We start from the raw sequence: 16,525 nt of genomic DNA, 5'->3' as shown, positions 1-16,525 counted from the left end.
GGAAAGTGTTTGAATCTTCAAACACATGGTACGCTGCGCGGATGACCGAGCAGACTCCCCGCTGGCTGAACCCCGACGAGCGCCGGGTCTGGCTGCGGCTCAGCGCGCTGATGGAACTCCTCCCGGCCGCGCTGGACGCCCAGCTCCAGCGCGACGCCGACCTCACCAAGACGGCCTACTTGACCCTGGCCATGCTCTCGGAGGAACCCACCCGCAGCCTGCGCATGAGCGAGCTCGGGGCCCGCTCCAACGCCAGCCCGTCGCGCATCTCGCACGTCGTGTCTCGGCTGGAGAAGGACGGCTGGGTCCGCCGGGAGAAGAGCCCCAACGACGGCCGCGGGCAGGTCGCCGTCCTCACCGACGCCGGCTACGACAAGGTCGTCGCCTCGGCCCCCGGGCACGTCGAGCGCGTCCGCGAACTCGTCTTCGACCCGCTGGCCGGGGACGACCTCGGCGTCCTCGACGCCGTGATGGTCAAGCTGCTGGACGTGCTCGACCCGGACGCCAAGTTCGCCGCGACCGCCCTGGCCCGCGAGGTCTGACCTACACGTGGTCGCGCCAGGAGTGCTGGGGTTCGTACCCCAGCACCCGGCGCGCCTTGTCGATCGACAGCAGCGTCTCGTGCTCGCCGAGCTCCTTGCGCACCTCCACGCCCGGGTACACCTCCGCCATCAGCGACGCCGACGAGCGGGTCATCACCGTGTCGGCGTTCGCCACGACGCACACCTCGACACCCGGCCCCTCGCGGTGCAGCGCCAGCCGCACGGCCTGCGCGCCGTCGCGGGCGTCGACGTAGCCCCACAGGTTCCACTTGCGCAGCGCCGGGTCCGCGTCGAACGACGGGAACCTCGCGTAGTCCTCGACGTGCATGACGTTCGAGAACCGCAGCCCCGTCATCGTCAGGTCGGGCACCCAGCGGCAGAAGTGCCGGGCCATCTCCTCCTCGAGGGACTTCACCAGCGAGTACGTCGACTCCGGCCGGACCGCGTACTCCTCGTCCAGCGGCGCGTACGGCGGGGGAGCGGCCTCGAAGGGCAGGCCCAGCACCGTCTCGCTGGAGGCCCACACCACCTGCTTGATCCCCGCCGCGCGCGCGGCGTCGAAGACGTTCCACGTCGCCGCGGAGTTGTTCCGGAACGTCGTCGCGTTCGGGGCCAGCCCCGGCGCCGGGATCGCGGCCAGGTGGACGACGGCGTCGAAGGGGCCCCCGCGCTCCTCGATCCGCCCCGTCAGCGCCTCGGTGACCTGGCCGTGGTCGGACAGGTCGATCCGCACGAACTGCGCGTCGTCGCGGTCGCTCAGGCCGGGCGGCGGGGTCTGGTCCAGGGCCAGCACCGACCAGCCGTGGTCGAGCAGGTCGCGCAGGACCACGCGGCCGAGCTTGCCGGCCGCCCCGGTCAGCGCGACGCGGGGTTGAGCAGCAGACACCAGTGTCCTCCAGGGTTCGTCAGTCGTCGTCGGCGATCACGCGGATCGCCTGGGTGTCGACGCCGAGCACGGCTCGCTCGTCGGGTTTGCCCGGCAGCACGCCGGTGACGTAGGAGTGCACCGCCTCCTCCAGCCCCACGTCACGGCTGGCCTTCTCGGACAGGTACCACCGGTGCTCGAGCACCTCGTGGAACAGTTCCGCGGCCTCCATGCGGCCGCGCAGCTCGCGGGGCACCGCCCGCTGCACGGGTTCGAACACGTCCGCGACCCAGTCGTGCGCGACGATCTCCTCGTCCTCGCCCTGCCGGTCCTTCGCCGCGGTGTAGGAGTCCAGGTCGTTGAGCAGCCGGCGCGCCTGGTTCTCCTCCGCGTCCAGGCCCGTCAGCCGGAGCAGGCGCCGGGAGTGGTGACCGGCGTCGACGACCTTCGGCTCGATGCGGACCGTCGTGCCGTCGATGTCGGTGGTGATGGCCAGCTCGCCGACGTCGAACCCCAGGTCGTTCAGGCGCCGGATGCGGGCCTCGACGCGCCAGCGCTCACCCCGCTCGAAGGACTCCGGCTCCGTCAGCTCCACCCACAGCGCCTCGTACCGGGAGACGATGCGGTCCGCGATCGCGAGGACCTCGTCCATGTCGGCGTCGAGGGCCTCGGAGGCCACGACGTCCATGAGCTCGCCCGCGATGTTGGTGCGGGCCAGGTCCAGGTCGTACGCCCGCTGCCCCGTGGACAGCTCGTCGTACAGCTCGCCGGTCTCGGCGTCGACGAGGTACGCCGCGAAGGCCCCCGCGTCGCGCCGGAACAGCGCGTTCGACAGCGACACGTCGCCCCAGTAGAAACCCGTCAGGTGCAGCTTCACGAGCAGCACGGCCAGCGCGTCGACGGCCCGCTTGGCGGTGTCCGGGCGCAGCATCTGGCTGTACAGCGCGCGGTAGGGCAGCGAGTACTGCAGGTGGCGCGTGACGAGCACCGCGTTCAGCGGTTCGCCGTGGCGGTCGACGCGGCCGGTGATGACCGCCACGGGCGCCACCGACGGCACCTCGAGCCGGTTCAGCAGCCGCAGCATCCGGTACTCGCGGTGCGCGATCGGCGCGTTCGTCTCCTTGACCGCCAGCACCCGGTTGCCCAGCTTCACGAACCGGACGACGTGCCGGGAGATGCCTCGCGGCAGCGCGGCCAGGTGCTCCTGCGGCCACTCCTCCAGGGGGATGTCCCACGGCAGGTCGAGGAGCTGGGGGTAGGGGCGCGCCGCGGTGATCTGCAGCGACGCCGCCGTCTCGGTGCTCACGCGCCCATCCTCTCAGGCGGGGACGACGAGAGGGCCGCCACTCCCGGGGGGAGTGACGACCCTCTCGCTCGGACGGTCAGGACGACGATCGGCGCGTCAGGCGCCGATGCGCTGCCCGCTGGTGACGTCGAACAGGTGGACGTGGCCCTGCTTCGGCGTGAAGTGGACCGTCGAGCCCTTCTCCGGGGGACGGCGGCCGTCGACGCGCGCGATGACCTGGTGCGACTCCCCGCCCGGCTGGGCCAGCGAACCGTAGATGTAGGCGTCGGCGCCGAGCTCCTCGACGACCTCCACCTGCACGGGCAGACCCGCGGTCGACAGCTCCAGGTCCTCCGGACGGACACCCAGGGTGACCTTGCTGCCGGTGCCGGCGAGGAGGCTGCGCTCCACCGGGTGGACCGTGTCGCCGAAGCGCAGACCGCCGTCGGTGGCGTCCAGCGTCAGCAGGTTCATGGCGGGGGAGCCGATGAAGCCGGCGACGAAGACGTTGTTCGGGTGGTCGTACATGCGGCGCGGGGTGTCGACCTGCTGCAGCAGACCGTCCTTGAGGACCGCGACGCGGTCACCCATCGTCATGGCCTCGACCTGGTCGTGGGTGACGTAGACCGTCGTGACGCCCAGGCGGCGCTGCAGCGAGGCGATCTGCGTGCGCGTCTGCACGCGCAGCTTGGCGTCGAGGTTCGACAGCGGCTCGTCCATGAGGAAGACCTGCGGCTGGCGGACGATCGCGCGGCCCATGGCGACGCGCTGGCGCTGACCACCGGAGAGGGCCTTGGGCTTGCGGGTCAGGTACTGCTCCAGGTCCAGGATCTTCGCCGCCTCCTGCACGCGGCGCTTGATCTCGTCCTTCGGCGTGCCGGCGATCTTGAGCGCGAAGCCCATGTTGTCGGCGACCGTCATGTGCGGGTAGAGCGCGTAGTTCTGGAACACCATCGCGATGTCGCGGTCCTTCGGGGGGACCGTCGTGACGTCGCGGTCACCGATGAGGATGCGTCCGCCGTTGACGTCCTCGAGACCGGCGAGCATGCGCAGGGAGGTGGACTTGCCGCAGCCGGAGGGGCCGACGAGGACGAGGAACTCGCCGTCCTCGATGTGCAGGTCCAGGGCGTCCACCGCGGGCTTGTCGCCGCCGGGGTAGATGCGCGTCGCCTTGTCGAACGTGACCGTAGCCATCGTCGTGTGTCCTTCCACCGGCAGGTACGTGCCGGACGATCCGTCGTGGAATGGGTGTCTTCAGTTGTCCACCGCACCACTGCATCGCTGCACCGTTGCGCGCGGTCCCCCGGACTATGCACGACGATCGGGGATGCGGCAAGGGTGTCGCCGGGATGTCGGCGGGCCCGCGCGGTGTTGCACACCGTGGGACGCCGCGCGGGTGCGGCGTCCGGGGGACAGCTGGCGCCCTGGTCGTCGGCTCCCCCGAACGTGGAGGACACTGATCCCTGTGGACCTGGAAGAGACCAAGCTGCCCGGCGTGGGGCTGCGGCACGACTTCACCACCGCCCGCGGCCGCCGCATCGGCGTCATCTCGACCCGCGGCGGCGAGCGGGAGCTGCTCGTCTACTCCCAAGACGACCCCGACGCCTGCCACGCCGTCGTCGACCTCGACGGCGACGAGGCCGAGGTGCTCGCCGAGCTGCTCGGGCAGCCGCGCGTCATCGAGCGGCTGGCCCGCCTGCGCGAGCAGATCGAGGGCCTGGCCACCGAGGGCATCTACCTCGAGGACGGCTCGCCGTTCGTCGGCCGGACCCTGGCCGACGCCGCCGTCCGCAGCCGCACCGGGGCCTCCGTCGTGGCCCTCGTGCGCAACGGCGAGGTCGTCCCCTCGCCCGCGCCGTCCCAGCGGTTCCGCTCCGGTGACAAGATCGTCGTCGTGGGCACCCAGGAGGGCGTGCGCGCCACCGCCGAGCTGCTCGCCCACGGCTGACGCCCGCTGACGGAAGGACGGAACTCGACAGGTGCACACCGCTGCTCTGCTCATCGAGCTCGGTGCGATCATCTTCGGGCTCGGTCTCGTCGGTCGCCTCGCCGGGCGCCTGGGGATCTCCCCGGTGCCGCTCTACCTGCTCGCCGGCCTCGCGTTCGGCGCCGGCGGCGTCGTCCCGCTGAACGCCCCCGAGGGCTTCCTCGAGGCGGCCTCCGAGATCGGCGTCGTCATGCTCCTGCTGCTGCTGGGGCTGGAGTACTCCGCCGGCGACCTGCTGGGCAACCTGCGCCGGCAGGCCCCCGTCGGGGTGCTCGACCTGTTCCTCAACGGCCTGCCCGGCGCCGCCGCCGGGCTCCTGCTGGGCTTCGGGCCCGTCGGCGCCCTGGCGATGTTCGGCATCACCGCCGTCAGCTCCTCCGGCATCGTGGCCAAGGTGCTCGCCGACCTGGGCCGGCTGGGCAACCGCGAGACCCCCTCCGTCCTGGGCATCCTCGTCCTGGAGGACCTCGGCATGGCGGTCTACCTGCCGATCCTCACCGCGGTCCTGGCCGCCTCGGGGGTCTGGGAGGCCACCGGGTCGGTCCTCATCGCCCTGGCCTGCCTCGCCGTGGCCCTCGTCGTGGCCCTGCGCTGGGGGCGCTTCGTGTCGAAGTTCGTCTCCGCCGGGTCCAGCGAGGTCACGCTGCTGCGCGTCCTGGGCCTGGCCCTCCTGGTCGCCGGGGTCGCCGAGCGGCTCCACGTCTCCGCCGCCGTCGGGGCGTTCCTGCTGGGCATCAGCCTCGCCAGCGACCTGGAGGAGGAGACCCACCACCGCCTCGAACCGCTGCGCGACCTGTTCGCGGCCGTCTTCTTCGTCTCCTTCGGCCTGTCCACCGACCCCGGCTCGCTGCCGCCGGTGCTGCTGCCCGCGCTGGGCCTCGTCGTCGTCGGCGTCCTCACCAAGCTCGTCACCGGCTGGGTCGCGGCGAAGCGGGCCGGCATCGCCGTCCCCGGCCGCGTCCGCGCCGGCGCCGCGCTCATCCCGCGCGGGGAGTTCTCCATCGTCATCGCGGGCCTGGCCACGGCCGCCGGGGTCGACGCCCGGCTCGCGGCGCTCGCCGCCGCCTACGTCCTGGCCATGGCCGTCCTGGGGCCGGTGCTGGCGCGCTTCGCCGACCCCTGGGCGCGGGCCTGGGTCCGCCGGCAGCGCGAGCGCGCGGCCACCACCGCCCGCTGACCCCTCACCGCCCGGTGCGCCGCGGGGGCGTTCCCGCGCGCCCGCCCGATCTCCCCGGTCACCGTCGCGGAGACGGGTTGACACCCCAAACATCAGACGAATAGCGTCGGCGAACACACCACCCCCTGCTGCACTCAACGAGGAGGCACAGTGTTCGTGCTCGTGGCGGGCCGAAGCGTCGAGAGGGTTCGGCGAGCCGCCCCCTCCCGATGGCGACGTCAGGTCATTGATCAGATGACTGACGGCGACGGCAGGGGTCGTCCGTGGCGCTGACCCCGCTGCGGCCGACGGCGGTCGCCCGCGCGGCGGACACCGGCACCCGCGGCCGCTCGGCGGCCCGGCGCAGCCTGCGCCGGCACTGGCAGCTCTACGTCATGCTCGCCGTGCCGCTGCTGTGGTTCGTCGTCTTCAAGTACGTCCCGATGGTCAACGCCGTCATCGCCTTCAAGCAGTACAACGTCGTCGACGGCATCTGGGGCAGCGACTGGGTCGGCCTGGCCAACTTCCAGCGCTTCTTCGACAACCCGGTCTTCGGCCGCATCGTCTCCAACACGTTCATCCTGTCGGTCTACGCCGTGCTGGCCGGCTTCCCGGTGCCGATCGTCCTGGCGCTGGCCATCAACGAGGTGCGGCTGCGCTTCTTCGCCCGCACCGTCCAGCTCGTCACCTACGCGCCGTTCTTCATCTCCACGGTGATCATCGTCTCGATGACGATCCTCGTGCTCTCCCCGCGCATCGGGCTGCTCTCGGACGTCTTCGGCTTCTTCGGCGCCGACCAGCCCAACGTGCTGGGCGACCCGAACGCCTTCCGGCACGTCTACGTCTGGACCGACGTGTGGCAGACGGCCGGGTACTCGGCGGTCATCTACCTCGCCGCCCTGGCCGGCATCGACCCCACGCTCTACGAGGCGGCCCGGGTCGACGGGGCCAACCGGCTGCAGAAGATCATCGCCGTCGACCTGCCCGGCATCGCGCCCACCGCCGTGATCATCCTCATCCTCGGCGTCGGCAACGTCATGTCGCTGGGCTTCGAGAAGGCCTTCCTGCTGCAGAACCCGCTGAACCTGTCGCAGTCGGAAGTCATCGCGACCTACACGTACAAGGTCGGCCTCATCAACGCCGACTTCAGCCTCGCCAGTGCCATCGGCCTGTTCAACTCCGCCATCAACCTCGTGCTGCTGGTGACGGTCAACCGGGTCGCCAGACGAGTCACCGGGAGTGGTCTGTGGTGAGCGGGACGACGCGGTCCTCGACGTCCGGGACGCCCGGGACGTCCCCGACCCGGCAGCGGTCCGCGGGCCGGCCGGGGCGGTCCTCGGGCCAGGTGCGCCGGGCGCGGCAGGTGAAGGACCCCGCGGTCGACCGCGTGTTCATGGTGGGGGTCTACGTCCTGCTGGTCACCGCGCTCGTCGTGGTCCTGGTGCCGCTGCTGTACATCCTCGCCAGCTCCCTCAGCTCCCCGGCGGCCGTCTCGGCCGGGCGGGTGTTCCTGTGGCCGGTGGACTTCAGCCTGCGCGGCTACCAGGTGGCCCTGAGCAACTCGGCGATCGTCACCGGCTTCCTCAACTCGCTCTTCTACACCGTCGTCGGCGCGGCCATCAGCGTGACCCTGACGATCATGATCGCCTACCCGCTGTCCATCCCCGACCTGTGGGGACGCAAGGCGATCACCAAGTTCGTCGTGTTCACCATGCTCTTCGCCGGCGGCATCATCCCCACCTACCTCGTCGTGCAGGCCCTCGGCCTGCTCGACACCCGCGGCGCGCTGCTGCTGCCGCAGGCCATCGGCGTCTGGCAGGTCATCATCGCCGTCGCCTTCCTGCGCTCCTCCATCCCCGACGAGCTGCACGAGGCCGCGCAGCTCGACGGGGCCAGCGACCTGCGCATCCTGTTCACCGTCGTCCTGCCGCTGGCCAAACCGCTCATCGCCGTCATCGCCCTCATGTACGGCATCGCGCAGTGGAACTCCTACTTCGACGCGCTGCTGTACCTGCGCGACCCCGACCTGGCCCCGCTGCAGATCGTCCTGCGCAACATCCTCATCCTCAACACCTCCGGCGGCAGCACCGACGCCGCCGCGATGATGGAGCGCCAGCAGCTGGCCAACCTGCTGAAGTACTCCCTCATCGTCATCGCGACCGTCCCGCTGCTGCTCGTCTACCCGTTCGTGGCGCGCTACTTCACGAAGGGCATCCTCGTCGGCGCGGTCAAGGGCTGACCCGGCACCCGCCCCCTGCTCGTCCCACCACCGCCGGCGACACGGTCGTCGCCGCCCACCGAAGGGATCCCCATGTCCGCACGACGACGTCCCCGCGCCCTGGCCCTGGCCCTGGCCGCGCTCACCCTCTTCGCCACGTCCTGCTCGTCGGGGGAGGACGCGGGGGAGGACGCGCAGAAGCTGACGATCTTCGCCGCCCAGGGACCGGACACCGACCTGGCCACGAACTCGTTCAGCAAGGAGATGGAGAAGCTCACCGGCACCACGTTCGAGTGGCAGACGACGACCTGGGACGGCACCACGGCCGCCGAGGCGCGGCGCATCCAGCTCGCCGGCGGGGACTACCCCGAGGTGTTCCTCATGGTGCCGTGGGTCGACCAGTTCTCCCAGCAGGACCTGCTGCGCTACGGCCAGCAGGGCGTCCTGCAGCCGCTGAACGACCTCATCGAGGAGCACGCGCCGAACATCAAGGAGACGTTCGCCGAGAACCCCGACTACGCGAAGCTCGCCACCGCGCCCGACGGCAAGATCTGGGGCCTGCCGCAGTGGAACGACTGCTACCACTGCTCCTACCAGGCCAAGCTGTGGATCAACACCGCCTGGCTGGACAAGCTGGGGCTGAAGATGCCCACCACCACCGACGAGTTCTACGACGTCATGGTGGCCTTCAAGACCCAGGACCCCAACGGCAACGGCCAGGCCGACGAGATCCCGCTGACCTCCAGCGTCGACGACCTGCTGCTGCCGTACTTCGTCAACGCCTTCCTCTACGACCCCCAGGGCAGCGGGACCTACCTCTCCACCCTGGCGCTGCAGGACGGGAAGGTGACCCTGCAGGCCCGGCAGGACGCCTACCGCGAGGCCCTGGCCTACATGGCGAAGCTGTACGCCGCCGGCCTCATCGACCCCGCCGCCTTCACCCAGAACCGCGACGCCCTCATCGCCAAGGGCGACAACGCCGAAGCGCCGCTCGTGGGCGCCGCGACGGCCCTGCACCCGAACATCTTCGTCACCACCGGGCAGGACGACGGGCGCGACGAGGCGTACCAGGCGGTGCCGCCGCTCAAGGGTCCCGACGGCGTGCAGTTCGCCTCCTACAACCTGCCCAGCATGCCGGGGGCCACCTTCGCCGTCACGAACAAGGCCAGCGAGGACGAGCAGGTGGCGGCCGTCAAGATGATCGACTACATGTTCCCCCAGGACCAGCACGCCCGCGCCGAGTTCGGCATCGAGGGCAAGGACTGGTTCAAGCCCGAGCCGGGGGAGGTCGCCCTCGACGAGAGCCTCACCCCGTTCGCCCGCGTCCCCGAGGCCGACCCGAACGTGAAACCCGCCAACGACGGCTGGGGCCCGCTGGCGCAGTACAACTCCAACGCCGACTTCCGCAACGGCCAGGTGCAGCCCGCCGACGGGTACGAGCGCAAGCTGTTCGAGGCCAGCAAGCTCTACGAGCCGTACGTGCCGCAGGACCAGGTCTTCCCGTACTGGTCGGTCTGGGTGCCGCAGGAGGAGTCGGCCGAGGTGGCCGAGCTCACCACCAACATCCAGAACCTCGTCAGTCAGGCCAGCGCCGAGTTCGTCACCGGTACCCGGGACGTCGACGACGACGCGGCGTGGGCGTCCTACGTCGACGAGCTGGACAGCACCGGCCTGGCCCGCTACCTGGAGATCCAGCAGAAGGCGTACGACGCCACCAAGTGACCCACCGACCGCCGCACCGATCCCGGAGAGACATGACCCGCCTGCCCAGCCCCCGGCACGTCATCGCCTGCGACCGCCCCGCCACCCGCTTCGCCGACGCGTTCCTGCTGGGGGACGGGCGGCTGGGGGCGACCGTCGCCGGGGGCGTCGGGGCGGAGACCTTCGACCTCAACGTGGACACCCTGTGGTCCGGAGGGCCGATCGGGCTCCGCGACGACGCCGGTGCCGCGCACGTCCTGCCCGCCCTGCGCGAGGCCGTCGCCGCCGGGGACCACCACCGCGCCGACGAGCTGGCCGTGCAGCTGCACGCCCCCGGCTGGACGGAGTCCTACCAGCCCGTCGGTCGGCTGGCCTGGCACCACGACCCCGGCGCTGACCCCGGCGCTGATCCGGGGGCGGGGACCGGGGAGGTGGAGGGGTACGTCCGCGACCTGGACCTGTCCCGCGCCGTGGCCGGCACCCGGTACTCCCGCGCCGGCGTCGAGCGCACCGTCGAGGCGTTCGTCGCCCCCGGCGTCAGCGCCCTCGTCGCCCTCGCGCCGCGGACGGGCACGGACCTGCCCGCGGTGGAGTTCACCAGCCCGCACCCGCTGCTGCTGCAACGGGTCGAGGAGGTCCCCGGCGGCACCCTGCTGCTGGCCGCGGGCCGCGTCCCGGCGACGGTGGTGCCCAACTACGTCCCCTCCGACGACCCGGTCCGCTACGCCGACGACGACCCCGCCGCCGACGGCACCGTCGCGCGCGGCGGAGGTTTCGCCGTCGCCGCGCTCGTGCACGCGGACGGTGACGGCGCGACCGCCCGGCTGACGGCCACCGTCGTCACCGGGTTCCGCGGCTGGCGGGAACGACCGCTCGCCGACGTCGAGCTGCTGGCGCGACGGGCGCGCGAGCAGGTCCTGGCCGCGGCGGACGTCCCGGCCGCGCAGCTGCGCGAGCGCACCGCGGCCGAGCACCGCCGGTTCTTCGCCCGGGTGGACCTGGACCTGACGGCCGCGCCGGGTCACGAGCAGGACGTCGCCGTGGCCCAGCAGGTCTTCGACCTCGGCCGCTACCTGCTCGTGGCCTCCTCCCGGCCCGGCACGCAGGCCGCGAACCTGCAGGGCATCTGGAACGTCGACGTCCGCCCCGGCTGGAGCAGCAACTACACGACGAACATCAACGCCACCATGAACTACTGGGCGGCCGAGACGACCGGCGTGGCCGAGCTGCACCGCCCGCTGCTGGAACTGGCCCGCGACCTGGCCGAGGCGGGGCGCGAGACGGCCCGGCTGGACTACGGCGCGCGCGGGGCGGTCGTGCACCACAACACCGACGTCTGGCGGTTCACCCGCGCGGTGAACGGGCGCCCGCTGTGGTCGAACTGGCCCTCGGCGCTGCCGTGGCTGGCGGCCCACGCGTTCGACCACCTCGACTTCGGTTCCGCCGCCGACGACGTCCTGGGGCAGGTGGCCCTGCCGGTGCACCGCGCGGCCGCGGCCGCCGCCCTGGACCTGCTCGTGGAGGACGCCGCCACCGGTCTGCTGCTGCCCAGCCCCTCCACGTCGCCGGAGAACACGTTCCTGCTGCCCGACGGGTCGCAGGCCGCCGTCACGGCCGGGTCGACGATGGACCGCGAGCTGACCCGCGAGGTGTTCACCCACTACCTGGAACTGCTGGAGCGGGCCGGGTCCGCCGGGGACGAGGACGTGGCGCTGGCCGCCGAGGTGCGCGCGGCGCTGGCGCGGCTGGCCGAGCCGGCCGTCGTCGACGGCGTCCTGCAGGAGTGGGGCCCGGGCCTGGTCTCGGCCGAACCCGGGCACCGGCACGTCTCGCACCTGTACGGCGTGTTCCCCGGGACGAGCACCACCCGCCGCCGCACCCCCGAGCGGCTCGACGCCGCCCGCCGGGCCCTGGAGGGGCGGCTCAGCCACGGCGGCGGCCACACCGGCTGGAGCCGGTCGTGGGTCGTGTGCCTGGCGGCCCGGTTCGGCGACGGCGCCGCCGCCGAGGAGCACCTGCGCGTCCTCGTCGCCGACCTCATGTCGGAGTCCCTGCTCGACCTGCACCCGCACAGCGACTGGCCGGGCGGGGCGATCTTCCAGATCGACGGCAACTTCGGCGCCGTCGCCGGCATCGCCGAGACCCTGCTGCAGGGCCACGACGGGGCGCTGGACCTGCTGCCGGCGCTGCCCCCGGCGTGGGTGGCCGGGTCGGTGCGCGGGCTGCGCGCCCGCGGCGGGCACGTCGTGGACCTGACGTGGGCCGGTTCGGCGCTGACCCGCGCCCGCGTCGTCGCCGGCCGCGACGGCGAGCTGGCCGTCCGCGTCCACGGCGTCCCCGTCACCGTCACGACCGCCGACGGCGAACCCGTCGCGAAGGGCGGGGACGAGGACCTCGCGTGGACCGCCCGCGCCGGGGCCGAGTACCTCGTCGAGGCCACCCGCTAGCCCGGAAGTGCTTGATCACCGAAGTGCTTGATCACCGAAGTGCTTGATCACCGAATGCTTGATCACCGCGAGGAACCCCCACGGTGATCAAGCACTCTCGTGATCAAGCACTCTCGTGATCAAGCACTCTCGTGATCAAGCACTCTCGTGATCGAGCACGCCGCTCCGTCAGCGGGCGAGCCAGCCCCCGTCGGCGGCCAGCACGACGCCGTGGACGTAGTCGGCCGCGGGGCTGGCCAGGAACACGACGGGGCCCGCGACGTCCTCGGGGGTGGCCCAGCGCCCGGCGGGGATGCGTTCCAGGAGGGCGCGGGAGCGGTCGGGGTCGGCGCGCAGCGCGGCGGTGTTGTCGGTGACGACGTACCCGGGGGCGACGGCGTTGACGTTCACCCCGCGCGGGGCCCACTCGTTGGCCAGGGCGCGGGTCAGGCCCGCGACGGCGTGCTTGGAGGCGGTGTACCCCGGCACGTTGATCCCGCCCTGGAAGCTCAGCAGCGACGCGGTGAAGACGACCTTGCCCCGGCCGCGGGCCAGCATCGTCGCCCCGACGCGCTGGGTCAGCGCGAACTGGCTCGTGAGGTTGACCTGGACGACGTGGTCGAAGTCGGCCTGGGGGTGCTCGGCGGCCGGGGCGCGGCGGATCGTGCCGGCGTTGTTGACGAGCACGTCCACCTCCCGCTGCGCGAGGGCGTCCCCGAGCGCGGCCACGGCGGCCGGGTCGGCGAAGTCGCAGCCCAGCGCCTCGTACCGCCGGCCCGCGGCGCGCACGTCGTCGGCGACCCCGCCCTCCGGGGGAGCGGTGGCGACGCCGATCACGTCGGCCCCGGCGGCGGCCAGGGCCACCGCGCAGGCGCGCCCGATGCCGCGGCTGGCGCCGGTGACGACGGCGAGGCGCCCCGTCAGGTCGAAGGGGCCGCTCACGCGCCGCCCCGGGCCGGGCGGCAGTCCACGAGCACCTTGACCGCCCCGCCGTCGGCGAGCGCCGCGAAGGCCTCGTCGACGCGGGCCAGCGGCAGGACGTGCGAGACGAGCGCGGCGACGGGCAGTTCGCCGCCGGCGACGAGCCGCACGGCCTCCTCCACGTCGCGGCGCTCGTACAGGCGCGCGCCGAGCAGTTCCAGCTCGCGCCAGAAGAAGGGGTGCAGGTCGACCTCGCGGGGCGCGGCGTGGATGCCGACCAGGCACAGGCGCCCGCGGACGGCGAGGGCGCCGATCGCGGCGTCCAGGCCGGGCGCGGACCCGGAGACCTCGAAGGCGACGGCGGCCCCGGCCCCGCCGGTGCGCTCGCGGGTGAGGGCGGCGAGGTCCTGGGCCAGCGGGTCGACGACCTCCAGGCCGAGGGTCGCGGCCAGCTCCCGGCGGGTGGCGTCGGGTTCGGACAGGACGACCTCGGCGCCGGCCCGCCGGGCGACGAGGGCGATGAGCAGGCCGACGGGGCCGCCGCCGACGACGGCGGCGAACTCCCCGGGGGCCAGGCGGGAGCGGCGCACGTCGTGGACGGCGACGGAGGTCGGTTCGAGCAGCGCCGCGTCGCGCGGTTCGGTGCCGTCGGGGACGCGGACGAGGGTGTGCTCGGGGACGACCCAGTGCTCGGCGAGGGCGCCGGGGGAGTCGATGCCGAGGAAGTCGAGGTGGTCGCACACGTGGGGGAACCCGTTGCGGCAGGTGGCGCACGTGCCGTCGGGGCGCAGCGGGACGACGGTGACGAGGTCGCCCGCGGACCACCCCGTCACGCCCGGCCCGAGGGCGCTGACGGTGCCGACGGTCTCGTGCCCGATGACGGCGGGCGTGCTGACCCGGGCGTCCATGTGGCCGGCGGCGATGTGCAGGTCGGTGCCGCAGATGCCGGTGAACAGGGGGGCGACCTCGACCTCGCCGGGGCCGGGGGAGCGGCGCTCGACGCGGTCGGCGCGCACGTCCCCGGCGCGGTGGTACCGGGCGGCGAGGTGGGTGGTGAGCTGCGTGGTGGTGCTCACGCCAGGATCCCCTCCACGGCGACGGCCTGCGGGGCGCGGCGGGCGACCCACACGGGCCCGTCGGGGAAGGTGTGCTCGGCGATGGAGGCCGCCAGCATCTGCCCGCCCCCGCCGGGGGCCAGCGGCGCCCGGTAGCGGCCGTTCTCCAGCTGCACGGGCGTGACGAAGTGCTCGTGCAGGTGGTCGACGTGCTCGACGACGCGGTCGGTCCAGGTCCCCGAGACGCTGACGTAGTCGGCCATCGACAGGTGCTGCACCATCTCGCACAGCCCCACCCCGCCGGCGTGCGGGCAGACGGGGACGCCGTGGTGGGCGGCCAGCAGCAGGATCGCGAGGTTCTCGTTGACGCCGGCGACGCGCGCGGCGTCGATCTGCACGACGTCCACCGCGCCGGCTTGCAGGAGCTGCTTGAACACGACGCGGTTGGCGACGTGCTCGCCGGTGGCGACCTTGACGGGGTGCAGCGCCCGGCGGACCGTCGCGTGCCCCAGGACGTCGTCGGGGCTGGTGGGTTCCTCGATCCAGTAGGGGTCGAAGGGGGCCAGCGCCCGCATCCAGGTGATGGCCTCGCCGACGTCCCAGCGCTGGTTGGCGTCCACGGCGATGCGCACGCCGTCGCCGACGGCGGCGCGGGCGACCTGCATGCGGCGCACGTCGTCGAGCAGGTCGGCGCCGACCTTGAGCTTGATCTGGGTGAACCCGTCGGCGACGGCCTGCTTGGCCAGCCGTTCCAGCTTCTCGTCGGAGTAGCCCAGCCAGCCGGGGGTGGTGGTGTAGGCGGGGTACCCGCGGCGCAGCAGCTCCTGCTCGCGCTCGGCGCGGCCGGGCACGGCGCGCCGCAGCAGGGTCAGGGCCTCGCGCTGGGTCATGGCGTCGGTGAGCCAGCGGAAGTCGACGAGGGAGACGACCTCCTCGGGGTCCAGGTGCGCCAGCAGCCGCCACAGCGGCTGGCCGGCACGCTTGGCGCGCAGGTCCCAGGCGGCGTTGAGGACGGCGCCGACGGCCATCTGCACGACGCCCTTCTCCGGGCCGAGCCAGCGCAGCTGCGGTTCGTGCACCATCTCCTTGGAGAACGCGCCGAGGTCGCCGAGGACGTCGTCGACGCGGCGGCCGACGACGAAGGGCGCCAGGGCGCGGATCGCCGCGGTCTGCAGGTCGTTGCCGCGGCCGGTGGTGAAGGCCAGGGCGTGCCCCTCGTGCCCGTCGCCGGCGTCGGTGCGCAGGACGGCGTAGGCGGCCGAGTAGTCCGGCTCGGGGTTCATCGCGTCCGAGCCGTCGAGGTGCTCGGAGGTGGGGAACCGGACGTCGTGGACGTCCAGGCTGGTGAACACGGCGGGACGGGTCGACAAGGTTCCTCCAGGCATCTGACGATTCCCCTCACCGCGTGGCGGGGTGGCGGGGTGGTCGCGAGGCGGGTCCGCCGGGACGGGTGCGGGGGGGGTGCGGGGCGGCCACGGTGCCGTCCGCGCGGGTGGTGCGGGGTCTGGGTGGGGGGCTCTCCGGTTCCCGGCTCGTGGGCTGAGCTGCTGGCGTCGAACCTAACCGGCGCAGACATCAGATGTCTAGGGTGCGGGCGGTCGGGGCAGAATGAGCTCGCCGCCGGGACGCCGTGCCCCGGCGCGGGGGAGCAGGGGGTGGGTGTGGCCGCACCGCTGACGGAGGCCGCCATCGAGCGCATCCGCGAGCTGGTCCGTCGCGGGGACCTGCGCCCCGGGCAGCGCCTGCCGGCCGAGGCGGCCCTGTCCGAGCAGCTCGGCGTCTCCCGCTCCGGGCTGCGCGAGGCCGTCCGCGCCCTGGCCACCGCCGGGGTCCTGGAGGTGCGCCGCGGCGACGGCACCTACGTCACCAGCCTCACCCCCGACCTGCTGTTCACCGGGATCGGCGAAGCCGTCGACCTCATGGCCGACGAGCACCTGCTGGCCGTCATGGAGTGCCGCCGGCTCATCGAGCCGCAGGCCACCGCCCTGGCCGCGGCCCGCGCCGACGCCGACGCCCTGGAGCTGGTCGCCCACCACCTGCGCTGCATGGAGGAGGCCGCCGACGAGGAGACCCTCGTCGCCCACGACGAGCAGTTCCACGGGGCCGTCGCCGCCGCCAGCGGCAACGACGCGCTCGCCGCGATCCTGCGCGGCATCTCCGGGGCCACCGTGCGCGCCCGCGTCTGGCGGGCCCTGACCGTCGCCGACTCCCGCCAGCGCACCATCGCCGAGCACGCGGCCATCCACGCCGCGGTGCGCGACGGGGACCGCGAGCGCGCCCACGCCGCGGCCCTGCTGCACGTGGCGAACGTCGAGGCCTGGCTGCGCACGACGCTGCAGCACTGACCCGCCCGCCCCGGCCCCCGGTGG

14 protein-coding genes are annotated in these 16,525 nt (G+C 73.0%); 8 read left to right on the top strand and 6 right to left on the bottom strand.

The window, feature by feature from the left end; all coding sequences use genetic code 11:
• Positions 1–41: 41 nt before the first annotated feature.
• Positions 42–542, top strand: coding sequence for a MarR family winged helix-turn-helix transcriptional regulator (locus BJ968_RS06095; protein WP_179750105.1), 501 nt, complete (start codon positions 42–44; stop codon positions 540–542).
• A gap of 1 nt (position 543) precedes the next feature.
• Here BJ968_RS06095 and BJ968_RS06090 read toward each other — a convergent pair whose 3' ends face one another.
• The 3 genes from BJ968_RS06090 to BJ968_RS06080 all read right to left on the bottom strand — a co-directional run bounded on the left by BJ968_RS06090 (position 544) and on the right by BJ968_RS06080 (position 3,886).
• Entirely contained in the window at positions 544–1,428 is an 885-nt protein-coding gene (locus BJ968_RS06090; RefSeq protein WP_425491477.1) for an NAD-dependent epimerase/dehydratase family protein, read from the bottom strand.
• A 19-nt stretch (positions 1,429–1,447) separates the two neighbouring features.
• Positions 1,448–2,713, bottom strand: coding sequence for a DUF4032 domain-containing protein (locus BJ968_RS06085; RefSeq protein ID WP_179750102.1), 1,266 nt, complete (start codon positions 2,711–2,713; stop codon positions 1,448–1,450).
• A gap of 96 nt (positions 2,714–2,809) precedes the next feature.
• Positions 2,810–3,886, bottom strand: coding sequence for an ABC transporter ATP-binding protein (locus BJ968_RS06080; RefSeq protein WP_179750100.1), 1,077 nt, complete (start codon positions 3,884–3,886; stop codon positions 2,810–2,812).
• A 271-nt stretch (positions 3,887–4,157) separates the two neighbouring features.
• Here BJ968_RS06080 and BJ968_RS06075 point away from each other — a divergent pair, with 271 nt between their 5' ends.
• From BJ968_RS06075 to BJ968_RS06050, 6 genes are all read left to right on the top strand, one after another.
• Positions 4,158–4,640 carry a cation:proton antiporter regulatory subunit gene (locus tag BJ968_RS06075; protein WP_179750098.1) on the top strand — a complete coding sequence of 161 codons (483 nt, stop codon included), beginning with the start codon at positions 4,158–4,160 and terminating at the stop codon, positions 4,638–4,640.
• 31 nt (positions 4,641–4,671) lie between these two features.
• A complete protein-coding gene (locus tag BJ968_RS06070; RefSeq protein ID WP_179750096.1) occupies positions 4,672–5,856 on the top strand; it encodes a cation:proton antiporter domain-containing protein in 1,185 nt (394 codons plus the stop codon).
• 269 nt (positions 5,857–6,125) lie between these two features.
• On the top strand, positions 6,126–7,088 hold the full coding sequence (locus tag BJ968_RS06065; RefSeq protein WP_246314705.1) for an ABC transporter permease: 963 nt from the start codon (positions 6,126–6,128) through the stop codon (positions 7,086–7,088).
• 140 nt (positions 7,089–7,228) lie between these two features.
• Positions 7,229–8,074: an ABC transporter permease subunit gene (locus tag BJ968_RS26390; protein ID WP_179756282.1), complete on the top strand. Its 846-nt coding sequence runs from the start codon at positions 7,229–7,231 to the stop codon at positions 8,072–8,074.
• 72 nt (positions 8,075–8,146) lie between these two features.
• Complete coding sequence (locus BJ968_RS06055; RefSeq protein WP_179750094.1) at positions 8,147–9,775, top strand: type 2 periplasmic-binding domain-containing protein; 1,629 nt, start codon at positions 8,147–8,149, stop codon at positions 9,773–9,775.
• Between the two features lie 32 nt (positions 9,776–9,807).
• Positions 9,808–12,201: a glycosyl hydrolase family 95 catalytic domain-containing protein gene (locus BJ968_RS06050; RefSeq protein WP_179750092.1), complete on the top strand. Its 2,394-nt coding sequence runs from the start codon at positions 9,808–9,810 to the stop codon at positions 12,199–12,201.
• 168 nt (positions 12,202–12,369) lie between these two features.
• On the opposite strand, the gene BJ968_RS06045 is transcribed toward BJ968_RS06050, so the two are convergent.
• Genes BJ968_RS06045 through BJ968_RS06035 form a run of 3 tightly spaced genes read right to left on the bottom strand, consistent with a single transcriptional unit; the run spans position 12,370 to position 15,541 of the window.
• Complete coding sequence (locus BJ968_RS06045; protein WP_179750090.1) at positions 12,370–13,122, bottom strand: SDR family oxidoreductase; 753 nt, start codon at positions 13,120–13,122, stop codon at positions 12,370–12,372.
• Complete coding sequence (locus BJ968_RS26385; RefSeq protein ID WP_218884842.1) at positions 13,119–14,177, bottom strand: zinc-dependent alcohol dehydrogenase; 1,059 nt, start codon at positions 14,175–14,177, stop codon at positions 13,119–13,121. Before BJ968_RS26385 ends, BJ968_RS06045 begins: the two co-directional genes overlap by 4 nt.
• On the bottom strand, positions 14,174–15,541 hold the full coding sequence (locus BJ968_RS06035) for an enolase C-terminal domain-like protein (protein ID WP_179750088.1): 1,368 nt from the start codon (positions 15,539–15,541) through the stop codon (positions 14,174–14,176). The genes BJ968_RS26385 and BJ968_RS06035 overlap by 4 nt, the downstream gene beginning before the upstream one ends.
• A 276-nt stretch (positions 15,542–15,817) precedes the next feature.
• Between BJ968_RS06035 and BJ968_RS25495 the strand changes: the two genes are divergently transcribed.
• Positions 15,818–16,501, top strand: a complete 684-nt coding sequence (locus tag BJ968_RS25495) for an FCD domain-containing protein (protein WP_218884841.1) — start codon at positions 15,818–15,820, stop codon at positions 16,499–16,501.
• Positions 16,502–16,525: the final 24 nt, after the last annotated feature.

Source organism: Kineococcus aurantiacus (genome assembly GCF_013409345.1).
Taxonomy (GTDB): domain Bacteria; phylum Actinomycetota; class Actinomycetes; order Actinomycetales; family Kineococcaceae; genus Kineococcus; species Kineococcus aurantiacus.
This window is presented reverse-complemented; position numbering and strand designations above follow the sequence as displayed.

Excerpts from the sequence above, each read along its gene's own strand:
- BJ968_RS06080 (WP_179750100.1), bottom strand. The coding sequence starts at position 3,886 with ATGGCTACGGTCACGTTCGACAAGGCGACGCGCATCTACCCCGGCGGC.
- BJ968_RS26390 (WP_179756282.1), top strand. The coding sequence starts at position 7,229 with ATGGTGGGGGTCTACGTCCTGCTGGTCACCGCGCTCGTCGTGGTCCTG.
- BJ968_RS06050 (WP_179750092.1), top strand. The coding sequence starts at position 9,808 with ATGACCCGCCTGCCCAGCCCCCGGCACGTCATCGCCTGCGACCGCCCC.
- BJ968_RS06095 (WP_179750105.1), top strand. The coding sequence starts at position 42 with ATGACCGAGCAGACTCCCCGCTGGCTGAACCCCGACGAGCGCCGGGTC.
- BJ968_RS06035 (WP_179750088.1), bottom strand. The coding sequence starts at position 15,541 with ATGCCTGGAGGAACCTTGTCGACCCGTCCCGCCGTGTTCACCAGCCTG.
- BJ968_RS06055 (WP_179750094.1), top strand. The coding sequence starts at position 8,147 with ATGTCCGCACGACGACGTCCCCGCGCCCTGGCCCTGGCCCTGGCCGCG.